Annotated in this window: 16 protein-coding genes; 4 read left to right on the top strand and 12 right to left on the bottom strand. The window is 59.0% G+C overall.

The genetic code is table 11. The annotated features are described in order from the left end of the window. The first annotated feature begins 56 nt into the window (after positions 1-56). Positions 57-1,541, top strand: a complete 1,485-nt coding sequence (glpK, locus tag PH5382_RS04750; protein ID WP_058333205.1) for a glycerol kinase GlpK — start codon at positions 57-59, stop codon at positions 1,539-1,541. Between the two features lie 219 nt (positions 1,542-1,760). Here the strand turns inward: glpK and PH5382_RS04745 are convergent, their stop codons facing one another. From PH5382_RS04745 to PH5382_RS04695, 11 genes are all read right to left on the bottom strand, one after another. Next, complete coding sequence (locus PH5382_RS04745) at positions 1,761-3,026, bottom strand: flavin-dependent oxidoreductase (protein ID WP_058333204.1); 1,266 nt, start codon at positions 3,024-3,026, stop codon at positions 1,761-1,763. A gap of 102 nt (positions 3,027-3,128) precedes the next feature. Next, on the bottom strand, positions 3,129-3,671 hold the full coding sequence (gene idi / locus PH5382_RS04740) for an isopentenyl-diphosphate Delta-isomerase (protein ID WP_058333203.1): 543 nt from the start codon (positions 3,669-3,671) through the stop codon (positions 3,129-3,131). A 180-nt stretch (positions 3,672-3,851) separates the two neighbouring features. Next, on the bottom strand, positions 3,852-4,325 hold the full coding sequence (locus PH5382_RS04735) for a c-type cytochrome (RefSeq protein ID WP_058333202.1): 474 nt from the start codon (positions 4,323-4,325) through the stop codon (positions 3,852-3,854). 126 nt (positions 4,326-4,451) lie between these two features. Further along, on the bottom strand, positions 4,452-5,477 hold the full coding sequence (locus tag PH5382_RS04730; protein WP_058333201.1) for a P1 family peptidase: 1,026 nt from the start codon (positions 5,475-5,477) through the stop codon (positions 4,452-4,454). A 194-nt stretch (positions 5,478-5,671) separates the two neighbouring features. Next, positions 5,672-6,418 (bottom strand): SDR family oxidoreductase, encoded by a 747-nt coding sequence (locus PH5382_RS04725; RefSeq protein WP_058333336.1) that lies wholly within the window; start codon positions 6,416-6,418, stop codon positions 5,672-5,674. A gap of 66 nt (positions 6,419-6,484) precedes the next feature. Beyond that, positions 6,485-6,904: an alternative ribosome rescue aminoacyl-tRNA hydrolase ArfB gene (gene arfB, locus PH5382_RS04720; RefSeq protein WP_058333200.1), complete on the bottom strand. Its 420-nt coding sequence runs from the start codon at positions 6,902-6,904 to the stop codon at positions 6,485-6,487. A gap of 110 nt (positions 6,905-7,014) precedes the next feature. Further along, complete coding sequence (locus PH5382_RS04715; RefSeq protein WP_058333199.1) at positions 7,015-7,638, bottom strand: queuosine precursor transporter; 624 nt, start codon at positions 7,636-7,638, stop codon at positions 7,015-7,017. A 330-nt stretch (positions 7,639-7,968) separates the two neighbouring features. Next, positions 7,969-8,910: an esterase-like activity of phytase family protein gene (locus PH5382_RS04710; RefSeq protein WP_058333198.1), complete on the bottom strand. Its 942-nt coding sequence runs from the start codon at positions 8,908-8,910 to the stop codon at positions 7,969-7,971. After that, complete coding sequence (gene mepA / locus PH5382_RS04705) at positions 8,883-9,737, bottom strand: penicillin-insensitive murein endopeptidase (protein WP_231751793.1); 855 nt, start codon at positions 9,735-9,737, stop codon at positions 8,883-8,885. The genes PH5382_RS04710 and mepA overlap by 28 nt, the downstream gene beginning before the upstream one ends. A 35-nt stretch (positions 9,738-9,772) precedes the next feature. Beyond that, the gene (locus tag PH5382_RS04700; RefSeq protein WP_058333197.1) at positions 9,773-11,137 is read right to left on the bottom strand and encodes an MFS transporter; all 1,365 of its coding nucleotides are present in this window, start codon (positions 11,135-11,137) and stop codon (positions 9,773-9,775) included. A gap of 50 nt (positions 11,138-11,187) precedes the next feature. Further along, positions 11,188-11,736: an acyl-CoA thioesterase gene (locus PH5382_RS04695; protein WP_058333196.1), complete on the bottom strand. Its 549-nt coding sequence runs from the start codon at positions 11,734-11,736 to the stop codon at positions 11,188-11,190. 132 nt (positions 11,737-11,868) lie between these two features. Here PH5382_RS04695 and PH5382_RS04690 point away from each other — a divergent pair, with 132 nt between their 5' ends. From PH5382_RS04690 to yaaA, 3 genes are all read left to right on the top strand, one after another. Next, on the top strand, positions 11,869-12,156 hold the full coding sequence (locus PH5382_RS04690; protein WP_058333195.1) for a YggT family protein: 288 nt from the start codon (positions 11,869-11,871) through the stop codon (positions 12,154-12,156). A 212-nt stretch (positions 12,157-12,368) separates the two neighbouring features. Further along, complete coding sequence (gene recQ / locus PH5382_RS04685; protein WP_156414838.1) at positions 12,369-14,417, top strand: DNA helicase RecQ; 2,049 nt, start codon at positions 12,369-12,371, stop codon at positions 14,415-14,417. Between the two features lie 44 nt (positions 14,418-14,461). Further along, positions 14,462-15,229 (top strand): peroxide stress protein YaaA, encoded by a 768-nt coding sequence (gene yaaA / locus PH5382_RS04680; protein ID WP_058333193.1) that lies wholly within the window; start codon positions 14,462-14,464, stop codon positions 15,227-15,229. Between the two features lie 37 nt (positions 15,230-15,266). On the opposite strand, the gene PH5382_RS04675 is transcribed toward yaaA, so the two are convergent. After that, a complete protein-coding gene (locus tag PH5382_RS04675) occupies positions 15,267-17,651 on the bottom strand; it encodes a response regulator (protein ID WP_058333192.1) in 2,385 nt (794 codons plus the stop codon). Positions 17,652-17,804 lie beyond the last annotated feature (153 nt).

Below are 17,804 nucleotides of genomic sequence, written 5' to 3'. Positions count from 1 at the left end.
CGCATATTTCATGTCTAAACTCGTGCCTTGAGGAGAATTATCACGGGGGGCGGGACATGACCTATATTCTGGCAATCGACCAGGGCACCACTTCGACGCGGGCGATTTTGTTTGACGCCCAGATGCAGGCTGTGGCGACGGCCCAGCGGGAATTTGCGCAGCATTTCCCCCAGGCTGGCTGGGTCGAACATGACCCGGAAGATCTGTGGGAGACCACTGTATCGACTTGTCGCCAAGTATTAGCAGACAAAGGGGTGACGGCAGGAGATCTTGCCGGGATCGGTATCACCAACCAGCGCGAAACGACGGTGGTTTGGGACAGGGCCAGTGGTAAGGCAATCCACAACGCCATCGTCTGGCAGGATCGCCGCACTGCGGATCACTGCGAGGTGCTGCGCGCTGGCGGTCACGAGGCGATGATCCGCCACAAAACCGGTCTGTTGCTGGACCCGTATTTTTCGGGAACCAAGGTAAAATGGATTCTCGATGCGGTGCCGGATGCGCGGGCGCGGGCGGCACGCGGTGAGCTGCTTTTTGGCACTGTCGACAGTTTCCTGATCTGGCGGCTGACGGGTGGGGCTGCGCATGTCACCGATGCCACCAATGCCTCGCGGACCATGCTCTATGATATCCGTGAGGGCGCCTGGAGTGCCGAGATTTGCGCCCTGCTGGATGTACCGATGCAGATGCTGCCAGAGGTGCAGGATTGTGCAGCTCATTTCGGCACCACGACGTCGGACATCCTCGGGGCAGAGGTGCCCATTCTTGGGGTTGCGGGGGATCAGCAGGCGGCCACGATTGGCCAGGCCTGTTTTGCGCCAGGGATGATGAAATCCACCTATGGAACGGGCTGCTTTGCGTTGCTGAATACGGGCAACGCGCCGGTCGTTTCAAAGAACCGCATGCTTACCACCGTGGCTTACCAGCTGAATGGCAAACCCACCTATGCGCTGGAGGGCTCGATTTTCATTGCCGGCGCTGCGGTGCAGTGGTTGCGCGATGGGCTTGGCATCATAAAAACCGCCGCCGAGACCGGCGATCTGGCGCCGCAGGCGGATCCCGGCCAGGATGTGCTGTTGGTGCCGGCTTTTACCGGGCTTGGTGCACCCTACTGGCAGCCGGACTGTCGCGGCGCTGTCTTTGGACTGACCCGTAGTTCGGGCCCTTCTGAGTTTGCCCGCGCGGCGCTACAAAGCGTAGCCTATCAGACCCGCGATTTATGGGAAGCGATGCGAGCGGACTGGCAGGGCGAAACACATGTCACCCTTCGCGTGGACGGCGGCATGAGCGGTAGCGACTGGACCATGCAGAGCCTGTCGGATCTGTTGGGGGCTGCAGTAGATCGCCCTAAAATGCAGGAAACTACAGCATTGGGTGCGGCCTGGCTGGCTGGGATGCAGGCAGGGATCTACCCGGATCAAGAGGGTTTTGCTGCGACCTGGGCTCTGGATCGCCAGTTTACACCGCAGATGGATGCGGATCTGCGCGAGGCGGCCTACGCGCGTTGGCAGCGGGCTGTGCAGGCTACTATCGGCGTCTAGTCATCAGTCCTTAACAAGACCAAGAGCGGGGGGCTCCCGCGCCCGCAGGTCATTCGGCTTAACGCCGATTGACCTTGGCGGCCTTGGGCATGGCGCCGCGCTCACGCGCGGCGCGGTTGTGTCGCTGACTGGGCTGGCTGCAGAACGCACGCCGCGCGGCAGCGCGGCGCCGGGCCCAACGGGAAGAGAGCCTGCAAGGCTCGATGACGGGCGGGAGCGCTACGGCTGCCGTTTATAGCGTGCTCCAGCTGCGATGGTCGGCCTGCGGGCATTCAGCTCTTCGATGGAAAAACCAGCGATGGACTTATAGCGCGCCGCATGGGCGGCCAGGTCTGTTGCCGGTATGACGTCTTCAATATCGTTGTAATCACCCTGGCATAGATCCTCCACTTGCTGCAGCACGGCATCTGGTCCTTTGCCGGCGCGATTGGTCTGCCCAATTGCTGTGGCCACTGGGCGTACCTCTGATTCGTAGTGGGTAAGTGCCTCCTCGGTGAGGCCTTTTTCCAAAAAGCTCGCCCCCAGCACACGCGCGTCCAGAATGGCCTGACTGGCTCCGTTTGAGCCAACCGGATAGGTTGGATGGGCCGCATCCCCCATCAGAGTGACAGGGCCGACCTGCCAATGCGGTAAGGGATCGCGATCCACCATCGGATATTCATAGACGGTCTCTGCCCCCTGGATGAGCGCCGGAACATCGATCCAGTCAAAGCGCCAATCCAAGAAATCGGGCAGGAAATCATTGATATCCGCCGCCCGGTTCCAATCTTCCTTCTTCCACGGGGTCGCGGGATCAAAGCTCTTTTCCGCGATCCAGTTGATTGTAGCGGTGCCATCCGGGCTGGTACGCGAAATCGGATAGGCCACCAGACGCAGGGCGTCATGGCCGATCATCACCATTGCAGCCTCGCCCTTCCATGGCCGTGTCCTGGTTGTGGCACGCCACAGGATGCGGCCGTTCCATATGGGTTCGCCTTCGGTTGGATACATCTGCCGCCGCAGGGCCGAATGAATGCCGTCAGCGGCAATGATCAGCCGGGCAGACTGACGCGAGCCATCGGCCAGCAGCAAATCAGCGCCTGTCTCATGGGTTTGGAACCCAACGGCTCGTGCGCCTGTGGTGATGCAATCGGGACCGGCCCGTGACACCAACGCTTGGTAAAGCATCATCTGCAAGGCGCCACGATGGACAGAGAACTGCGGCCAAGCATAGCCGGCCGCCATACCGCGGGGCTCTTCCCAGATCGTTTTGCCGAGTTTGGAATAGAACCCGAGCTGCTGTGTCCGGATGCCAATCTGTTCAAGTTCGGCCTCAAGCCCGAGATCAAACAATTCACGAACCGCATTGGGTTGCAGATTGATCCCGACACCCATGGGCTTCAGCTCAGCGGCAGACTCGTAGATGTGAAAGGGCACACCAATCTGGTGCAGGGTCAATCCGAGACTGAGCCCGGCGATGCCGCCACCGGCAATGATCACTGACATAATAAGTATGCCTCCTAAATTATCAGATACAGAAAACCACGTTGGGTCCTGGCAAAGCAAGGGAAAAGAAGATCAGGACCGGCGCTGTCTGGACCGGCGCTGTCAGGTTTTGGAGGCGATGATCAAATCAGGGCCAAATATCACGTCGGCATATTTGTGAAGATAAATCTTGAGCCACGGGGTAAAGCGTTCGGGATGGCGCTGCACTTCGGCCAGGAGGTCATGATAGTCCATCCAGCGCGTTTCCATGACTTCATCCGGATTGGGGGAAGGGGTCAGTGGACGATGGCTGTGGGCCAGAAACACGTCCACAACTTCGTGTTCGATCATGCCATGGCCGACATCGGCGCGATATTCCAGTTGATGACGAAACTCTGGATAGAGCCCCTTGATGCCCAGTTCTTCTTCCATGCGCCGCACCGCACAGGCCGAAGAGGCCTCTTGCCACATCGGGTGGGTGCAGCAGGTATTCGCCCAAAGCCCAGGGGTATGATACTTTCCCAAGGCCCGGCGCTGCATCAGAATCTTCACACCTTTGACCACAAAAACCGAGACGGCCTTGTGCTTTAGCCCCTGTTCATGAGCCAGAAGCTTCTCCACTGGTGTCAGTTCGCCGTTCACCCAGGCCGGGATCAAATGGGGCATTCCGGGTCCATGATCAGGCTACCGTTCATTCGCAGCCTGCCTTGGCTAGCGCGAGACGGGATGCAAAGCAACTACGCGAAAGGCCGCGCCCCTGAAGGCACGGCCCAAATTGCCCGATTCTCGAACAGCAAACAGTTTCGGCCTAAAAACCAGGCCCGGATTTGCAGCAACCGGTGTACCTTAATCGGAAGCAGCTTCTTCTGTCGCCTCAGTGCCTTCAGCCTCGGCCTCTTCGGCTTCGACGACTGGACCGTGGTTGGCCAAGAAGGCATAGATGTCTTCGGCGCCCTTTTTCAGCTTGAAGGACATTTTGGATTTGGCCTTGCTGTCATCCAGGTGTTCACGCAGAAAGCCGCGCGGATCAGTGGTGTAGGCGGCAAATGTTTCTTCGTCCCAGACCAGGCCTCCTTCGCCAGCAGCAACCAGATCCTTGCCATATTTGAAGCCTTCATAGGTTCCGGCGGTACGGCCAACGATCCCCCAGAGATTGGGGCCAGTCTTGCCACCTTTAACGATTTTTTCACCTGTGTCCGAGGTCACGGCATGACAGGATTTGCACTTGTTGAAGCCCTTTTGCCCCTTTTCCGGGTCACCCTCGGCAAAGGCGGGGGCGGCCAGTAGGCCAAGGATTGCAGCGGTCAGGACGGTTTTCATAAGCTTGCTCCGGTTTTGAGTTGGCTAGGGCAAATACGTGCCCATTTTTGGGTATAGTCAATAGATGTTTTCGCCACATGAACGTGACATGTTTGTCAGGCGCCTTTCAGGCGCTGTTCTTCCAATCTAGCCCGGTCTCCAGCAGGGCAAGAGATCTTTTTCTTCTGGGGTTGCGTGAAAGACAGCCCGCGCGATTGCCCGGCTGAGACACAGGGCTGCGACATGGCCAATATGGCCAAGCTCTGCTTCGGGCTGCGCAAGTGGCCTAGAGCCGGTGCTGGCGGCAAAGACGAGATCGCCGTCGCCGGGCGAATGGGCGGGAACAGTGGCACGGCCGATGCCGTCATGGGCTGCCGTTGCCACGCGCAGACATTGCGCTTTGGTGAGGTCGGCGTCAGTGGCGACGATAGCGATGGTAGTATTGCCGCGTTCGGTCGGGAGATCCCCCGCTGCGGCCAGATCTCGCATCGCCTGCATCTTGCGGCTGTCGAGATGACGCCCCAACCCGCTGGCCGGATCCGGCCCCAATCCGCCGAATTCGCCGTCTACTTCAAAAGGGGCGGCCCAGAAATGGCGCGCGCCCGGTGTCGTCACGCTGCCCATCGGGTTTGCTGCGACAAGGGCGCCGACCGTGACACCGCTTTCCAGTACAAAGGAAGCCGAGCCCAGCCCGCCTTTCAGCATCGCTGTCAAAGCGCCTGTTCCAGCCCCGTGACTGCCCAGTTCAAACTCTTCGGATACAGCGTCAAAGGCGGCACGACCCAGGGCCCGGTAGGGGTTGCTCTGCCAGGACTTGTCGCCGCCGTTCAACAGATCGAACAAGATAGCGCCGGGGACGAGCGGGATGATAGCAGGGCCAAGCGCAAAGCCGCGCCCCTGTGCGCGCAAACCGTCGACGACGCCCGAACAGGCATCCAACCCGAAGGAAGAGCCACCAGACAACACCAGAGCATCAATCTTTGCCACGGATTTATCCGGAGCCAGAAGATCCGTCTCTCGGGTGCCGGGTGCTCCGCCCATGACATGGACCGATGCGGTCAGCGGCGTCTCGCCCAAAAGCACAGTGCTGCCGGATTTCAGAGCCGAGTCCTGTGCGCTGCCGACCAAAAGGCCGGGCACATCGGTAATCAGGTTTCTGGGGCCTGGGATCATCCGTTGATCTCCTGTTGCAAAGCCGGGGCGAGACAGAATCGCCTCCCCGTTTTAGGCATGATTGTGATGCGGTCTTTGATCCCGCGCAAACCGGTCACCTCTCGCGACCGCGAGAAGGGGCTTTCCGGCCCGAAAACCGAAAATGAGCACCGGAAACCCCGACTGCCTGAGGCCCCGGTGATCAGAGTTTCCGACTAGATACAGCGCCCGCCATCGACTTCCATCGCCACGCCGGTGACCATGCTGGCCTCGTCAGAGCAGAGGTAGCAGGCGGCGTTGCCCATGTCTTCGGGGGTGGAAAAACGGCCAATCGGGATCGTTGACAGGAATTTGGCGCGGATCTCTGGCGTGTCTTCGCCCATGAAGGACTTCAGCAGCGGTGTTTCTCCGGCCACCGGATTGATTGCATTGACGCGAATTCCTGCGGGTGCGAGCTCCACTGCCATGGTGCGTGTGGCAGTGATCATCCAGCCCTTAGAGGCATTGTACCAGTTCAGGTTCGGGCGTGGGGAGACCCCGGCTGTGGAGGCCACGTTCAGGATGGCACCAGTAGCGCGTTGTTTCATGTGGGGCACCAGCGCACGGGCGGTCAGATAGACGGATTTCATGTTCACGTTGAAGACGCGGTCAAAATCCTCTTCGCTCACTTCGTCCAGAGGTGTTGGCAGATGGGTGACGCCTGCGTTGTTGATCAGGATATCCACCTGACCAAAGGCTTTGATGGCGGCCGCTGCCATGTCATTGACGGAGGCTCCATCGGCCACATCGACCTGCTGCGAAATGGCAGCTGTGCCACGCTCAGCGGCCAGCAGCTCGGCAGCAGCGCCATTGATGTCGGCGATCATGACTTGGGCACCTTCGGCCAGAAATTTGTCAACAATACCAAGGCCAAATCCCGAAGCACCACCGGTTACGATAGCCGTTTTTCCTTCAAGCCGCATATGCATTTCCTCCAAATGATTTTGGGCAAACATGACCAAGGGGAAAGGGAGGTGCAATCGCAAGCTTCAATCAGGGGTGATCTTACCCCGCGTCGCCTTGACTTCACCGCGCTGCTTTTTCGACTCCAGCCTGCGCTTGACTGAGCCACGAGTCGGTTTGGTCGCAATACGACGTTTGGGCACGACCAGCGCCTTGCGGATCAGATCCGCCAGACGCTCGCGCACCAGTTCCCGGTTACGTTGCTGCGACCGGGTTTCGTCGCATTGCAGCAGGATGGCCCCTTCTTTGGTCCAGCGCCGTCCGGCCAGCCGTTTGAGACGGGACTTCACCGCAGGCGTAAGCGCAGGGGAACGGGCCGCCTCGAACCGCAGCTCGACTGCGGTGGCCACCTTGTTCACATTCTGCCCGCCGGGGCCCGAGGCGCGCATGAAACTCTCGGTTAATTCCCAGTCCTGTAGCGCTATATTATCCTTGATATGAAGCATGGGGCTGGATTTAGCGCGGCTTGTGCAAATGGGAAAGGCCGCACTCTGTATGAGGCGGCCTTTTGCTGGAACTGTTGTATTGTGACTGTGGCACGCCACAGTCTGTCGACTTAGGCCGGTTTGGCCGTCAGGCGGGTCACGATGATGCGGAACGGCACCAGTGCGAGCAGCGCCAGCGACAGCTTGACCATCCAGTCGGCTGCGGCAAGCGAGACCCAGAGCGGCGCGACTGGTCCGGTTCCCAGCATTGGCAGCATTTCACCGGCCCAGGACACATCATTGCTGGGCTCGATCCAGCTGAGGGCTCCGGAAAAGGCGATGGTGAAAAACAGCGCGGTATCCACGGAAGAGCCGACCAGGGTAGAGATCAGCGGCGCGCGCCACCATTTGCCACCACGCAGGGCTGCAAAGATCGAAACATCCAGCAGCTGTGCCGTCAGGAAGGCAAGGCCCGATCCGATTGCGATGCGCAGGGTGACCAGCGGGCCGAATTCGCCGATGATCTGTGTTCCGATCAATGAACAAAGAACACCGACTACAAAACCGGCAAAGACAACACGCCGTGCAGGACCAGTGCCATAAACGCGGTTCATCACATCGGTGATAAGAAAGGCGATGGGATAGGTGAAGGCGCCCCAGGTCAGCCATTGGCCAAAGAGGAATTGCACCAGGATATTGGAGGCCACCACAACAGCGGCCATGGCAAGAATGCCAGGAAGGTATGAGCGGTTCATTTCAAGTTCCGTTTTTTATACAAGGTCGCGGCGACTTGTTTCCGGGCAAAAGCACGAAAGACTGGCCCAGTTAGGCCCGATTGCCCAGCATTGCAAGCATTGTCCGCGACCAGTTCAAGCCTTCGTCCTGCTTTGGTGCTGCCTGAGCGAGAGGAAAACGGGGGGCTCCCGCCCGCGCAACCACATTCACAGAATGTGGCTTTGCCGTTGGGCCCGGCGCCGCGCTGGCGCGCGGCGCGCAGCCGATCGTGGAGAGGTCAACGGGTCAGTCCAAGGTCCGAGTAAGGCCCTAGCAAGGGTTCGAGACGTTTTTACCGAGAGGTGCCAGTTTTACCGAGAGGTGCCAGCGGGCAGGATGTATTCCACCAGCTCCGTCCGTTGCAATGAGCGGAAATTATCGTCGGAAATCATCGTTGCACGCAGGTTGCCGCTGCCATCCTGCCAGACCGAAAGGCCTTCGAGGTTATCGTGCAGCCCGGTAGCTGTTTCCAGCAGTGTGGTCTCGTTCTGGGGGCCCTGGTCGGTGATATCCCAGCGTCTGATGCGGCTGCGAAAGCCAATGAACACGAAGTTGCGTTCCAGCAGGTAGAACCGCCCATCAGGGCCGAAATCGGCGCCGACCGGCAAAAATCCACCGTGGCGCGGCAGGGCAAAGGGCTGGCTCCAGCGACCTTCTTCCCAGCGCCAGACTGGGATGTCTCCTGCGGCATTGGGGGCATTCTCTGGTAGGGTGTAAAGACGCCCTCTTGCATCGATAGCCAGGGCTTCCAGTGCCTTGTTCAGTGGTAATTTGCGAAACGCTTTGGGGCGCGCAAGAACCCGTGCCCGTGCCGTGTCCCGTTTGTGATGGACCACGCGGGACACACCTTCGAACGAGATGTAGAGCGATCCATCCCCCGCGACAGCCAGCCCTTCGCTGTCGACAATTCGGCCCCTCAGAAGGGCCCCTTTGGAAGAGCGCAGGTGCTGGGCGCTTTGTAATTGGACAGCGGAGATTTCCCCGCCCGTGCGGTGAAGGCGTGCGCGTGCCAGAGTGGCGCGGTCGCTCAGAACTGTCATCTCGCGGCCATCTGCCGAGACTTCGATACCTGAAAAACCGCCAAACCAGTCTGGCTCGGCGTGCCAGGTAAAGGCACCGACCAGTTGGGCTGCGTTGCGATGACCCTGTTTTTCTGGTCTATCTTGACCGATGCCAAGTGCGCTTGCGGCAGCGGCCAGCCCTGTGACGAGGGCCAGCCCTAGGCTCAGTTTGATTGTAAGACGGCGGCGCATTGTTTGGGTAGATCCGACAGGGAGTATTCCCGCCTGGGTTTACGGGCTGGCGCATTGGGGTCAACAGGTTTCGGCGGCGGCGGGCTGAGGATGTCATTGACCCATTGTTGCGCCGCATCACAGCCGTCACCGCGGGGCGGCGGATCCTGATCGGTACAGCCACGAGCACCGCGCGGACAGGCGAGACGCACGTGGAAATGGTAGTGATGTCCCCACCAGGGCCTGATTTTGCGCAGCCAGCGCCGATCACCTTTGGCATCCTTGCACATCTGGACCTTGGCGCCCGGGAAGACAAAGATCCGTGCTACGCGTTTGTCCTTGGCGGCGGCCTTGAGGATCTCGTGGTGGGCGCTGCTCCAGGCGCTGTTGACATAGGCGCCCTTGGAGCGACGCATGGAAATTGACGAGATCTTCTCGCGCTGGGCACGGCTATAATTCAACCGATCCGCCGGGCGCATCCAGATGTCAATGTCGAGACCGACCTGATGGCTGCGGTGACCCGATAGCATTGGCCCGCCACGCGGCTGGCTGATGTCGCCGATATACAAGCCGTCCCAGCCGGGCTGTTTGGCGGCAAACCGACTGAGTTTGCGTATGAAATCAACGGTTTCAGGGTGCCCCCAGTTGCGGTTTCGCGACAGGCGCATGGCTTGCCAGGTGGGGCCGGTTTCCGGCAGCTGTACTGCGCCTGCGACGCAGCCCTTGGCATAAGAGCCATAAGAAGCTGGAGCCTGTTGCGATCCGGACGCCTTGGCCCCAAACAACTGTTTGGCCGGGGTCGCGGCATTCGCTGCTCCGCCTGCCTCAAAGCCAAGTGATGCGACCAATGCGATGATAAAACAAAAACCTGCTAAAAACCGTTTCAACCCTGATCTCCCTGTGCCTCCACCCGGTGCAAGAGAATCAACCCCAGTAGAAAGAGGAAGATCACCGGGGTGATGCCCAATCGTGCGCTACCGGTCAGGGTTGTGGCAACCCCGATGAGGGCCGGTGCCAAAAAGGCGGTGGCGCGACCGGACAGACCGTAAAGACCAAAGCTCTCGGTGGCCTTTGCAGGATCGGTATGACGCACCATCAGGCTGCGGCTGGCGGCCTGCAAGATTCCGCCGAAACCTCCGATCAGCATGCCGCAGCCAAAGAAAATCGCATCGGGTAGCGTGGAGCCTTCGGCCAATTGCAGACCAAAGAGCGACTCACGCGACATGTTCACCACAGTGATGCAGACCAGGGTCAGCACCAAGATTGCGGCGACAATGACAGGTTTGGGGCCGTAGCGTTTATCGGCTATGCCACCGACCCAGCTAAACATGGCTGCTGCAATCGCGGAGATGATGCCAAAGATCCCGATGAGGGTGATTTCCCAGTCCAGGACTAGGCTGGCATAGACGCCGCCAAATCCATAGAGCCCGTTTAGTGCATCGCGGTACAGCATGGAGGAGCCGAGATAGCGTGCCAGACTGGCGCGCCGACGCAGGGCCTTGACCGAGGTAATAACCAGACTGACTGCTTCGCCCAGAGTGCCACGTTTTCCGGTGCGGGCATCGTCTTTGACCCATAGGAAATAGGGCACCATGAAGCCCAGGAACCAAAGCGCGGTGAAGGGACCGACGGCGCGGGTGCCCTCGCGGGCCTCAGCGTCCAGTCCCAGCAACGGATCCAGTCCGATCAGGGTCTTGCCGGACCCCTGCTCGACGAAAAGCAGCAGCATGATGAAGAGCGCCAGCACGCCGCCGAGATAGCCAAAGGCAAAACCAGAGCCAGAGATGGCGCCGACGTCGTCTTTGTCGCCAAGGCTTGGAAGCTGCGAGTTGGCGAAGATTAGTGCGAATTCGGCGCCGATAAAGCCGAGGCCGAAACAGGCCAGCATTGCCCAGAGATTGCTACCGTCAGGGTTCATGAACCAGATACCTGCGGCACCAAGAACATACATCAGAGAAAAGCCCAGCAACCAGGGACGCTTTCGTCCTGAAATATCAGCCAAAGCGCCAATAAAAGGCGCGCCAAAGCCGATGAGCAATCCCGTCACGGTCAGTCCCATCGACCACATGGTCTGGGCCTGCGCCTTGGCGGCTTCGGATTCCAGCCCTTCGCTCATGTAGAAATTGGCGGCAACGGCGGCAAAAAAGGGGCCAAAGACAAAGGTGACCAGCAGCGTATGATAGGGCTGACTGGCCCAGTCAAAGAACCACCAGCCCCAGATGCGCTTGCGCATGGAAATTTCGCTCATTCTGTCCCCGCGAGTGTTTGTTACCGGCGATAAGACAGAGGAGTGATGCGCTAAGCAAGCCCCTCTTGCATTGGCGGCCAGGGACGTTGCGCATCAGCCGCGCGCCAGGCGTCGATCCAGTCGGGCATTGCGGGGGTTGCGGTGCCGCTCAGCCCCATGCGCTCCAGTACCTTTGCGGGCGGCACGATGCCATTTTGATCGGTGAGCGCTGTGCGCAGCATCACATGGCTGGCGCAGGTGCCATTCTTCTTCCACATCGACTGTTCCAGATAGATGAATTTGTCATCCCAGGCCACGGCGCGGCTGCGCATTTCAAACCGTTCAAAGCCGCGAATGCGCTGGCGAAACCGCACTGTGGTGCCCGCCACCGTCATGCCCCAGCGGTTTTGCCTGAGCGCCCCAATCAGCCCGACCCGCTGTGCCTGCATGGTGCGCCCCAGATCATAGAGCGTCATGGCGCGGCCATTGTTCAGCTCCATCCAGATGTCCAGATCCCAAGGCCAGCAGATATGGCTGGAGACATGGGTTTCAGTAAGACCCATTGGTGACATGCGGCGCGCCTTCAAAAGGTCTTTGATCAGGCGGAAAATCGGAAACATCGGGATACTCTCCTGTGGGAATGTGCCCCTCTTGCCACCGATTAACCAGTGGTCAACTGCAACCTCGCGGAAGCCTTGCACAAATCGGGCGGGCTGCTTACCTGTAGGGTCGATATTCCAAAGAGGTAAAGAATGCTCTCTCTGTTTCAAATTCTGCTGCTGATCCTGGACATCGTCTGGTTCTTCATCATCGCGCATGTGATCATGAGCTGGTTGATCAATTTCCAGGTCCTGAACCTGCAACAGCAACTGGTCAGCCAGATCTGGTACATGTTGCAGCGTATTCTTGAGCCGCTTTATGGCCCCGTACGCCGATTTATGCCCAATCTTGGCGGCGTGGATCTGGCACCTTTGGTGGTGCTGATCGCGGTCTATGCGCTGCGGATCATCATCCAGAATAATATGGCGTCCTTCTACTAGGCCGCCACGACACATCCTTTGCACTTAGTTTCAGGGGATCGTTCGGGTAAAAGTGAAGGGGTGAAGCGTAAAGCTTTGCCCCTTGCTCTTGCCGCCCGAATCGAGCTGTGGGATTGTGGCGCTCAAACCAGAGCAGCACATAACCGCAGAACAGACTCGATGAGGCCTCCCCGATGACAGCCGCGCCAGCGACCCAAGAGATGGGCAGTGAGATGGGCAGTTCTGCCGCCTCGCCCCTGCTGCGCGATATATTCGGCTTTGATGCCTTTCGCCCTGGTCAGGAAGAAATCGTTGATGCGGTGACCGCAGGGGAAAACGTGCTGGCCATCATGCCTACGGGCGGCGGCAAATCACTCTGCTTCCAGCTGCCCGCGCTGCAACGCGAAGGCATCACCGTGGTGATCTCGCCGCTGATTGCGCTGATGCGCGATCAGGTGCGCGCCCTTCAGGCCGTCGGGGTCAATGCAGGCGCGCTGACCTCAGGTAATACCGAAGAAGAGACCGAAGCCGTCTGGCAATCCATTGAAGCGGGCGAGCTGAAGCTTTTGTACATGGCGCCCGAACGTCTGGCCTCGGGGGCGACGCTGGGGATGTTGCATCGCATCAATGTGAGCCTCATAGCGGTGGACGAAGCGCACTGCGTCAGCCAGTGGGGCCATGATTTCCGCCCCGACTATTTGCGCATCGGAGAGCTGCGTCAGGCGCTGGATGTGCCGCTCGCGGCCTTTACCGCCACGGCTGATTCCGAGACCCGCGAAGAGATCGTGCGCAAGCTGTTCAGCGGCCAGGCGCCCCGCGCCTTTCTGCGCGGCTTTGATCGGCCTAATATCCATCTGGCCTTTGCCGCCAAGGATGGGCCGCGCCGGCAGATCCTCGACTTTGCCGGGGCGCGTAAAACCCAGTCTGGCATTGTCTATTGTGGCACCCGTGCCAAGACCGAAGATCTGGCCCGTGCCCTGCGCGATGCAGGCCATGCCGCCTGTCACTATCATGGTGGTATGGAGGCCGGGGAACGCCGGGATGTCGAAACCCGTTTTGCGCGCGAGGATGGGTTGATCGTGGTGGCAACGGTGGCCTTTGGCATGGGCATCGACAAGCCGGACATCCGCTGGGTCGCCCATGCCGATCTGCCCAAAAGCATTGAAGCCTATTATCAGGAGATCGGCCGCGCCGGGCGCGATGGCGCCCCGGCTGAAACTCTGACGCTGTTTGGCCCCGAGGACATCCGCCTACGCCGCAATCAGATCGACGAAGGGCTTGCCCCGCCGGAACGCCGCTCCGCTGACCACGCGCGGCTGAACTCCCTGCTGGGGCTGGCTGAGGCGCTGACCTGTCGCCGTCAAAACCTGCTCAAATATTTTGAAGAAGAGTCAGAGCCCTGCGGCAATTGCGATCTGTGTGACAGCCCGGTGGAGGTTTTTGACGGCACTACAGCAGTGCGAAAAGCACTTTCGGCCATTCTGCGCACCAACGAGACCTATGGCGCGGGCCATCTCATCGACATTCTCTATGGCAACCAAACGGACCGGGTGCGGGAAAAGGGCCATGACGATCTGTCGGTCTTCGGCTGTGGCAAGGAATATGGCAAGCGCCAGTGGCAAGCTGTTTTTCGCCAGATGATGGGGCATGATCTGGTGCGCCCGGATCCCGAACGCCATGGTGCGCTGCGCCTGACTGACGCAGCCCTGCCGGTGCTAAAGGGCGATGCTCAGATCTCCCTGCGCAAAGATACCATAAAATCGGCTGATCGCCGCCCGGCAGTCAAGGCGCTGGTCTCGGAAGAGGACGCGCCCTTGATGTCGGCGCTCAAAGCCAAGCGTCGCGCCCTGGCGGAGGCGCAGAAAGTGCCGGCCTATGTGGTTTTCAACGACAAGACCTTGATCGAGATGGCGGAAACCCGGCCAGAAACCCTGGATCAGATGGCGCGGATCGGTGGCGTTGGTGCCAAAAAACTGGAACGCTATGGCGATGAATTCCTTGCGGTGATCACTGGTGCCATCGAACAGCTGCACCCTGCCCGGCGCAAACTGGCCACACGCGAGGGGGCCGGCACGACCTATGATGCGCTGATGGACGCGCAGACGCAGCTATTGCGCGGGGCTTGTGGCACTCTGAAGCCGCTCAGCTGTCCGGCCGCAATGCTGGCAAAACTAGCGCAGATGCGGCCGGAGGATGAGCGCGGCATCACGATGCTGCTAGGCGAACGCCGGGCCGAGAGATTCTTGCCAGCTTTTCTGGACGTTTTGCATCAGAGTGATTAAGTCTTGGAGCGGAAACAAAGCAGAAACATTCAGAGGAGAGCGCGATGCTGGTAGTGGTATCCCCGGCCAAGAAACTGGACTGGTCGGAGCGGAACATGGACATGACCTTTCCTGCGTTTCAGGATGATGCGATCCGTCTGAACGCCGTGGCGCGCGAGCTGACAGTAGCCGAGCTGATGAAGCTGATGCATATCAGCGAGGATCTGGCCAAGCTCAACTATGACCGGTTTCGCGACTTTTCCGAAGACCCCAAAAACGAAGACCTGCGACCTGCAGCGCTGGCCTTTGCCGGCGACACCTATCAGGGACTCGAAGCGGCCTCGCTCGATCCAGATGAAATGGCCTGGGCTCAAGATCATTTTCGCATTCTTTCAGGGCTTTATGGTCTGTTCCGTCCGCTGGATGCGCTGCAACCCTACCGGTTGGAGATGGGGTCACGGCTGAAAAATCCGCGTGGCAAGAACCTGTATGAATACTGGGGCAGCCAGATTTCAGAGGCGCTGAATGCGCAGGCAGAAGCCGTGGGCGCGCAGATTTTGGTGAACTGTGCCAGCCAGGAATATTTTGGCGCGGTGGATTTGAAAGCGCTGAAGCTACAGGTGGTGACGCCGGTCTTTATGGAAAACAAGAACGGTACGCCAAAGGTCGTGAGCTTTTACGCCAAACGGGCACGGGGGGCGATGGCGCGCTACGTGATACAAAACCGGTTGCAGGACGTTGCAGCGCTGCAGGAGTTTGACAGCGGTGGCTATGCCTATCAGCCGCAATTGTCGGAGCCTTTGAAGCCGGTGTTTCTGCGGAACGCACAGTAGAATTTGGATCTGATGGGGTGCCAGACGGGGCTTTGGTTCAGGCTGCAGAGGTAATTTCGACCGGCGAGACGTTTTCTGGAACATGTTCCAGGATGCGTTCGACGATCAATGCCTTGCGCAGTGGTTTGGTCAGATAGAAATCCAGACCTGCGGCCAGAATACCTTCGGAGTCACCGCTCATGGCATGGGCGGTGAGCGCGACGATCGGCACGTGACGACCGGTTTTTTCTTCGATCTTTCTAATGGCACCGGTGGCCTCTTTGCCATCCATTTCAGGCATCGAGATATCCATGAAGATCAGATCTGGCTCGAAATCCTGATAAAGCGCGACGGCCTCAAGCCCGTTGTTGGCAAAGCGCAGATCGATATTGAGCGCCTTGACCATTTTGCGAAACACCAGCTGATTTGTTTTGTTGTCCTCGGCGGCCAGGATGCGCATTCGCGGTGCGCTGGTTTCCGCCGGGATCTGTGATGCAGGGGGCGCGACCGATGCTGCTGCGGCATTGTCGGCGGCATAGGCTTCTTCCAGCGTTTGCACATGTGGTTCTGGTTCAGACTCACCGCTGGGGGGCGGTACGACAGGATCTGATCCAACAGATTGTGGGACTGCTGCTGGGACGTCTGATACCGGGACTGCGGTTCCGGGTGCCGCCGCTGTATCAGGCTGATCGGCGCTTTGGTCCAGTGTGGATAGCTGTGCCCCCAGGCTCGCGAGCTTGGCAAAAAGCTCGTCCCTCGGGGTCGGCTTGGGCAGGAGCTCCAACTGCAGTTCTTTGATGTCGTTGGCGGCAAATTCATGGAGATTGCTACACAGTAGCAGGATCGGTATTTCCTGCCATTGGCTTTGCCGCAGCTTCCGCGCCAACTGCAGGCCGCCACCGCCGGGCAGGGCATGATCAGAAATCACCAGATCAAAGGTATCGCTCATTATCTCCATCGCGGCGGCAACGCTATCAGTCGTTGTGGCCTCGATCCCCAGCAGCATGAGCTGGCGCTGCAGAATTTCGCAATTCAATGCAGAATCATCGACCAGCAGGATATGGCGCAGGCTTTCGGGAAGATTGGGTGTCGCGGCGTAGGGGCCCTCGACAATAGGCAGCGGAATGCGGAAGCCGAAGCAGGAGCCTTTGCCCTCGTCGCTTTCCACCCAAATTTCGCCGTCCATCAATTCGATCAGGCGCTTGGAAATTGCCAGCCCCAGGCCGGTGCCTTCGAACTTGCGATTGCGCTCATCTTCAACCTGGTTGAATTCGCCAAAGACGTGGTCGATTTTCTCTGCGGGAATGCCAATGCCGGTGTCTTCGATCAGGCAATGCACCGAACATGTGTGTTCGTCCGGGTTTGAAATGCCGGTGACCCGCAGCGTGACATGGCCCTGACTGGTGAATTTGACCGCATTGCCTGCCAGATTGGTCAGAACCTGTCGGATGCGCCCGGGATCGCCAACAAACCGCGTTGGCAGGAAGAGATCATAGTCGACCAGCATGGTCAGACCCTTTTCCCGCGCATTGGGCTGCAACAACATGACGATTTCATGGATGCAGCGTTCCAGATCAAAGGGTTCTTCGTGCAGCACCAGTTTTTCGGCCTCGATCTTGGAGTAGTCGAGAACGTCGTTGATGATCACCAGCAGAGCTTCGCCGGAATTGCGGATGGTATTGGCGTAGAGTTTTTGTTCTTCGGACAGTTCCGTATCGCTGAGCAGCTCTGCCATGCCGACAACCCCGTTCATCGGCGTGCGGATCTCATGAGACATATTGGCCAGGAAGGCGGATTTGGCCCGGTTGGCGGCCTCAGCATGTTCGCGGGCGCTGCGCAGCTCTTCTTCGTAGTGGACTGTCGAGGTGATATCGAGGGCCAGGCTGACCATATCGCCGCCGTGCCCACGTTGGTCAATCAGACGCAGATAGCGATCATCCCAGAGCTGAACGACGATCGGATTGGGGGACAATGACATCCAGCGATCTGTCATCATGGCGCGCCAGGCATCCGGTTTCATCTCCCCGGTATTGACCAGTCCTTCATCGGTGAGGATCTGCAGGATACGGACATAGGAAATCCCCGGTGTGACCTCCTCTAGCCCGTCAAAATTATTCAAGTAGGCGGTATTGGCACCGATGAGCTGGCTGTCGGCATCGAAAAAGGCAAAACCATCCTGAAAGGCCTGAATCGAGTGCCAAAGGCGTCGCTCGGCCTTTTCGATTTTTTCGTTTGCCATGCTGAGGTCGGATTTGACCTTGGCATTTTCGTCCCGAACGGTGGCAACTTCTGCTTGCGAGGCACCGATTTGTTTGGTCAGGGCCAGGGCGTGGCGGCCAAGCTTTCGATTCGCGGCTGTCAGCTCGGCCTGCTTCAGCTCAAGCAACCGTTCTGCCGCCAGTCGTGCCCGGCGTTCTTCCGCGATTTTGTCAGCAAGGCTCATCCCTGCGTGCTCCACCAAAAATCAAACCGGCTCCATGAAAAAGAAGGTGCCGAAAGCTGTGCCAGAAATTAAATGTCGAGGCTGAGTCTTACCCGCTAACTTCTTGCTATGGCGTTAAGCCCGTGTCAGCCTGTGAGGGATTTGGGAGGAAGT

Source organism: Phaeobacter sp. CECT 5382 (assembly GCF_001457775.1).
Lineage (GTDB): Bacteria > Pseudomonadota > Alphaproteobacteria > Rhodobacterales > Rhodobacteraceae > Pseudophaeobacter.
This window is presented reverse-complemented; position numbering and strand designations above follow the sequence as displayed.

What these genes read in the sequence shown, in the direction of transcription:
- glpK (WP_058333205.1), top strand. Translation starts at nt 57, where the DNA reads ATGACCTATATTCTGGCAATCGACCAGGGCACCACTTCGACGCGGGCG.
- PH5382_RS04745 (WP_058333204.1), bottom strand. Translation starts at nt 3,026, where the DNA reads ATGTCAGTGATCATTGCCGGTGGCGGCATCGCCGGGCTCAGTCTCGGA.
- idi (WP_058333203.1), bottom strand. Translation starts at nt 3,671, where the DNA reads ATGCCCCATTTGATCCCGGCCTGGGTGAACGGCGAACTGACACCAGTG.
- PH5382_RS04735 (WP_058333202.1), bottom strand. Translation starts at nt 4,325, where the DNA reads ATGAAAACCGTCCTGACCGCTGCAATCCTTGGCCTACTGGCCGCCCCC.
- PH5382_RS04730 (WP_058333201.1), bottom strand. Translation starts at nt 5,477, where the DNA reads ATGATCCCAGGCCCCAGAAACCTGATTACCGATGTGCCCGGCCTTTTG.
- PH5382_RS04725 (WP_058333336.1), bottom strand. Translation starts at nt 6,418, where the DNA reads ATGCGGCTTGAAGGAAAAACGGCTATCGTAACCGGTGGTGCTTCGGGA.
- arfB (WP_058333200.1), bottom strand. Translation starts at nt 6,904, where the DNA reads ATGCTTCATATCAAGGATAATATAGCGCTACAGGACTGGGAATTAACC.
- PH5382_RS04715 (WP_058333199.1), bottom strand. Translation starts at nt 7,638, where the DNA reads ATGAACCGCTCATACCTTCCTGGCATTCTTGCCATGGCCGCTGTTGTG.
- PH5382_RS04710 (WP_058333198.1), bottom strand. Translation starts at nt 8,910, where the DNA reads ATGCGCCGCCGTCTTACAATCAAACTGAGCCTAGGGCTGGCCCTCGTC.
- PH5382_RS04700 (WP_058333197.1), bottom strand. Translation starts at nt 11,137, where the DNA reads ATGAGCGAAATTTCCATGCGCAAGCGCATCTGGGGCTGGTGGTTCTTT.
- PH5382_RS04695 (WP_058333196.1), bottom strand. Translation starts at nt 11,736, where the DNA reads ATGTTTCCGATTTTCCGCCTGATCAAAGACCTTTTGAAGGCGCGCCGC.
- PH5382_RS04690 (WP_058333195.1), top strand. Translation starts at nt 11,869, where the DNA reads ATGCTCTCTCTGTTTCAAATTCTGCTGCTGATCCTGGACATCGTCTGG.
- recQ (WP_156414838.1), top strand. Translation starts at nt 12,369, where the DNA reads ATGGGCAGTTCTGCCGCCTCGCCCCTGCTGCGCGATATATTCGGCTTT.
- yaaA (WP_058333193.1), top strand. Translation starts at nt 14,462, where the DNA reads ATGCTGGTAGTGGTATCCCCGGCCAAGAAACTGGACTGGTCGGAGCGG.
- PH5382_RS04675 (WP_058333192.1), bottom strand. Translation starts at nt 17,651, where the DNA reads ATGAGCCTTGCTGACAAAATCGCGGAAGAACGCCGGGCACGACTGGCG.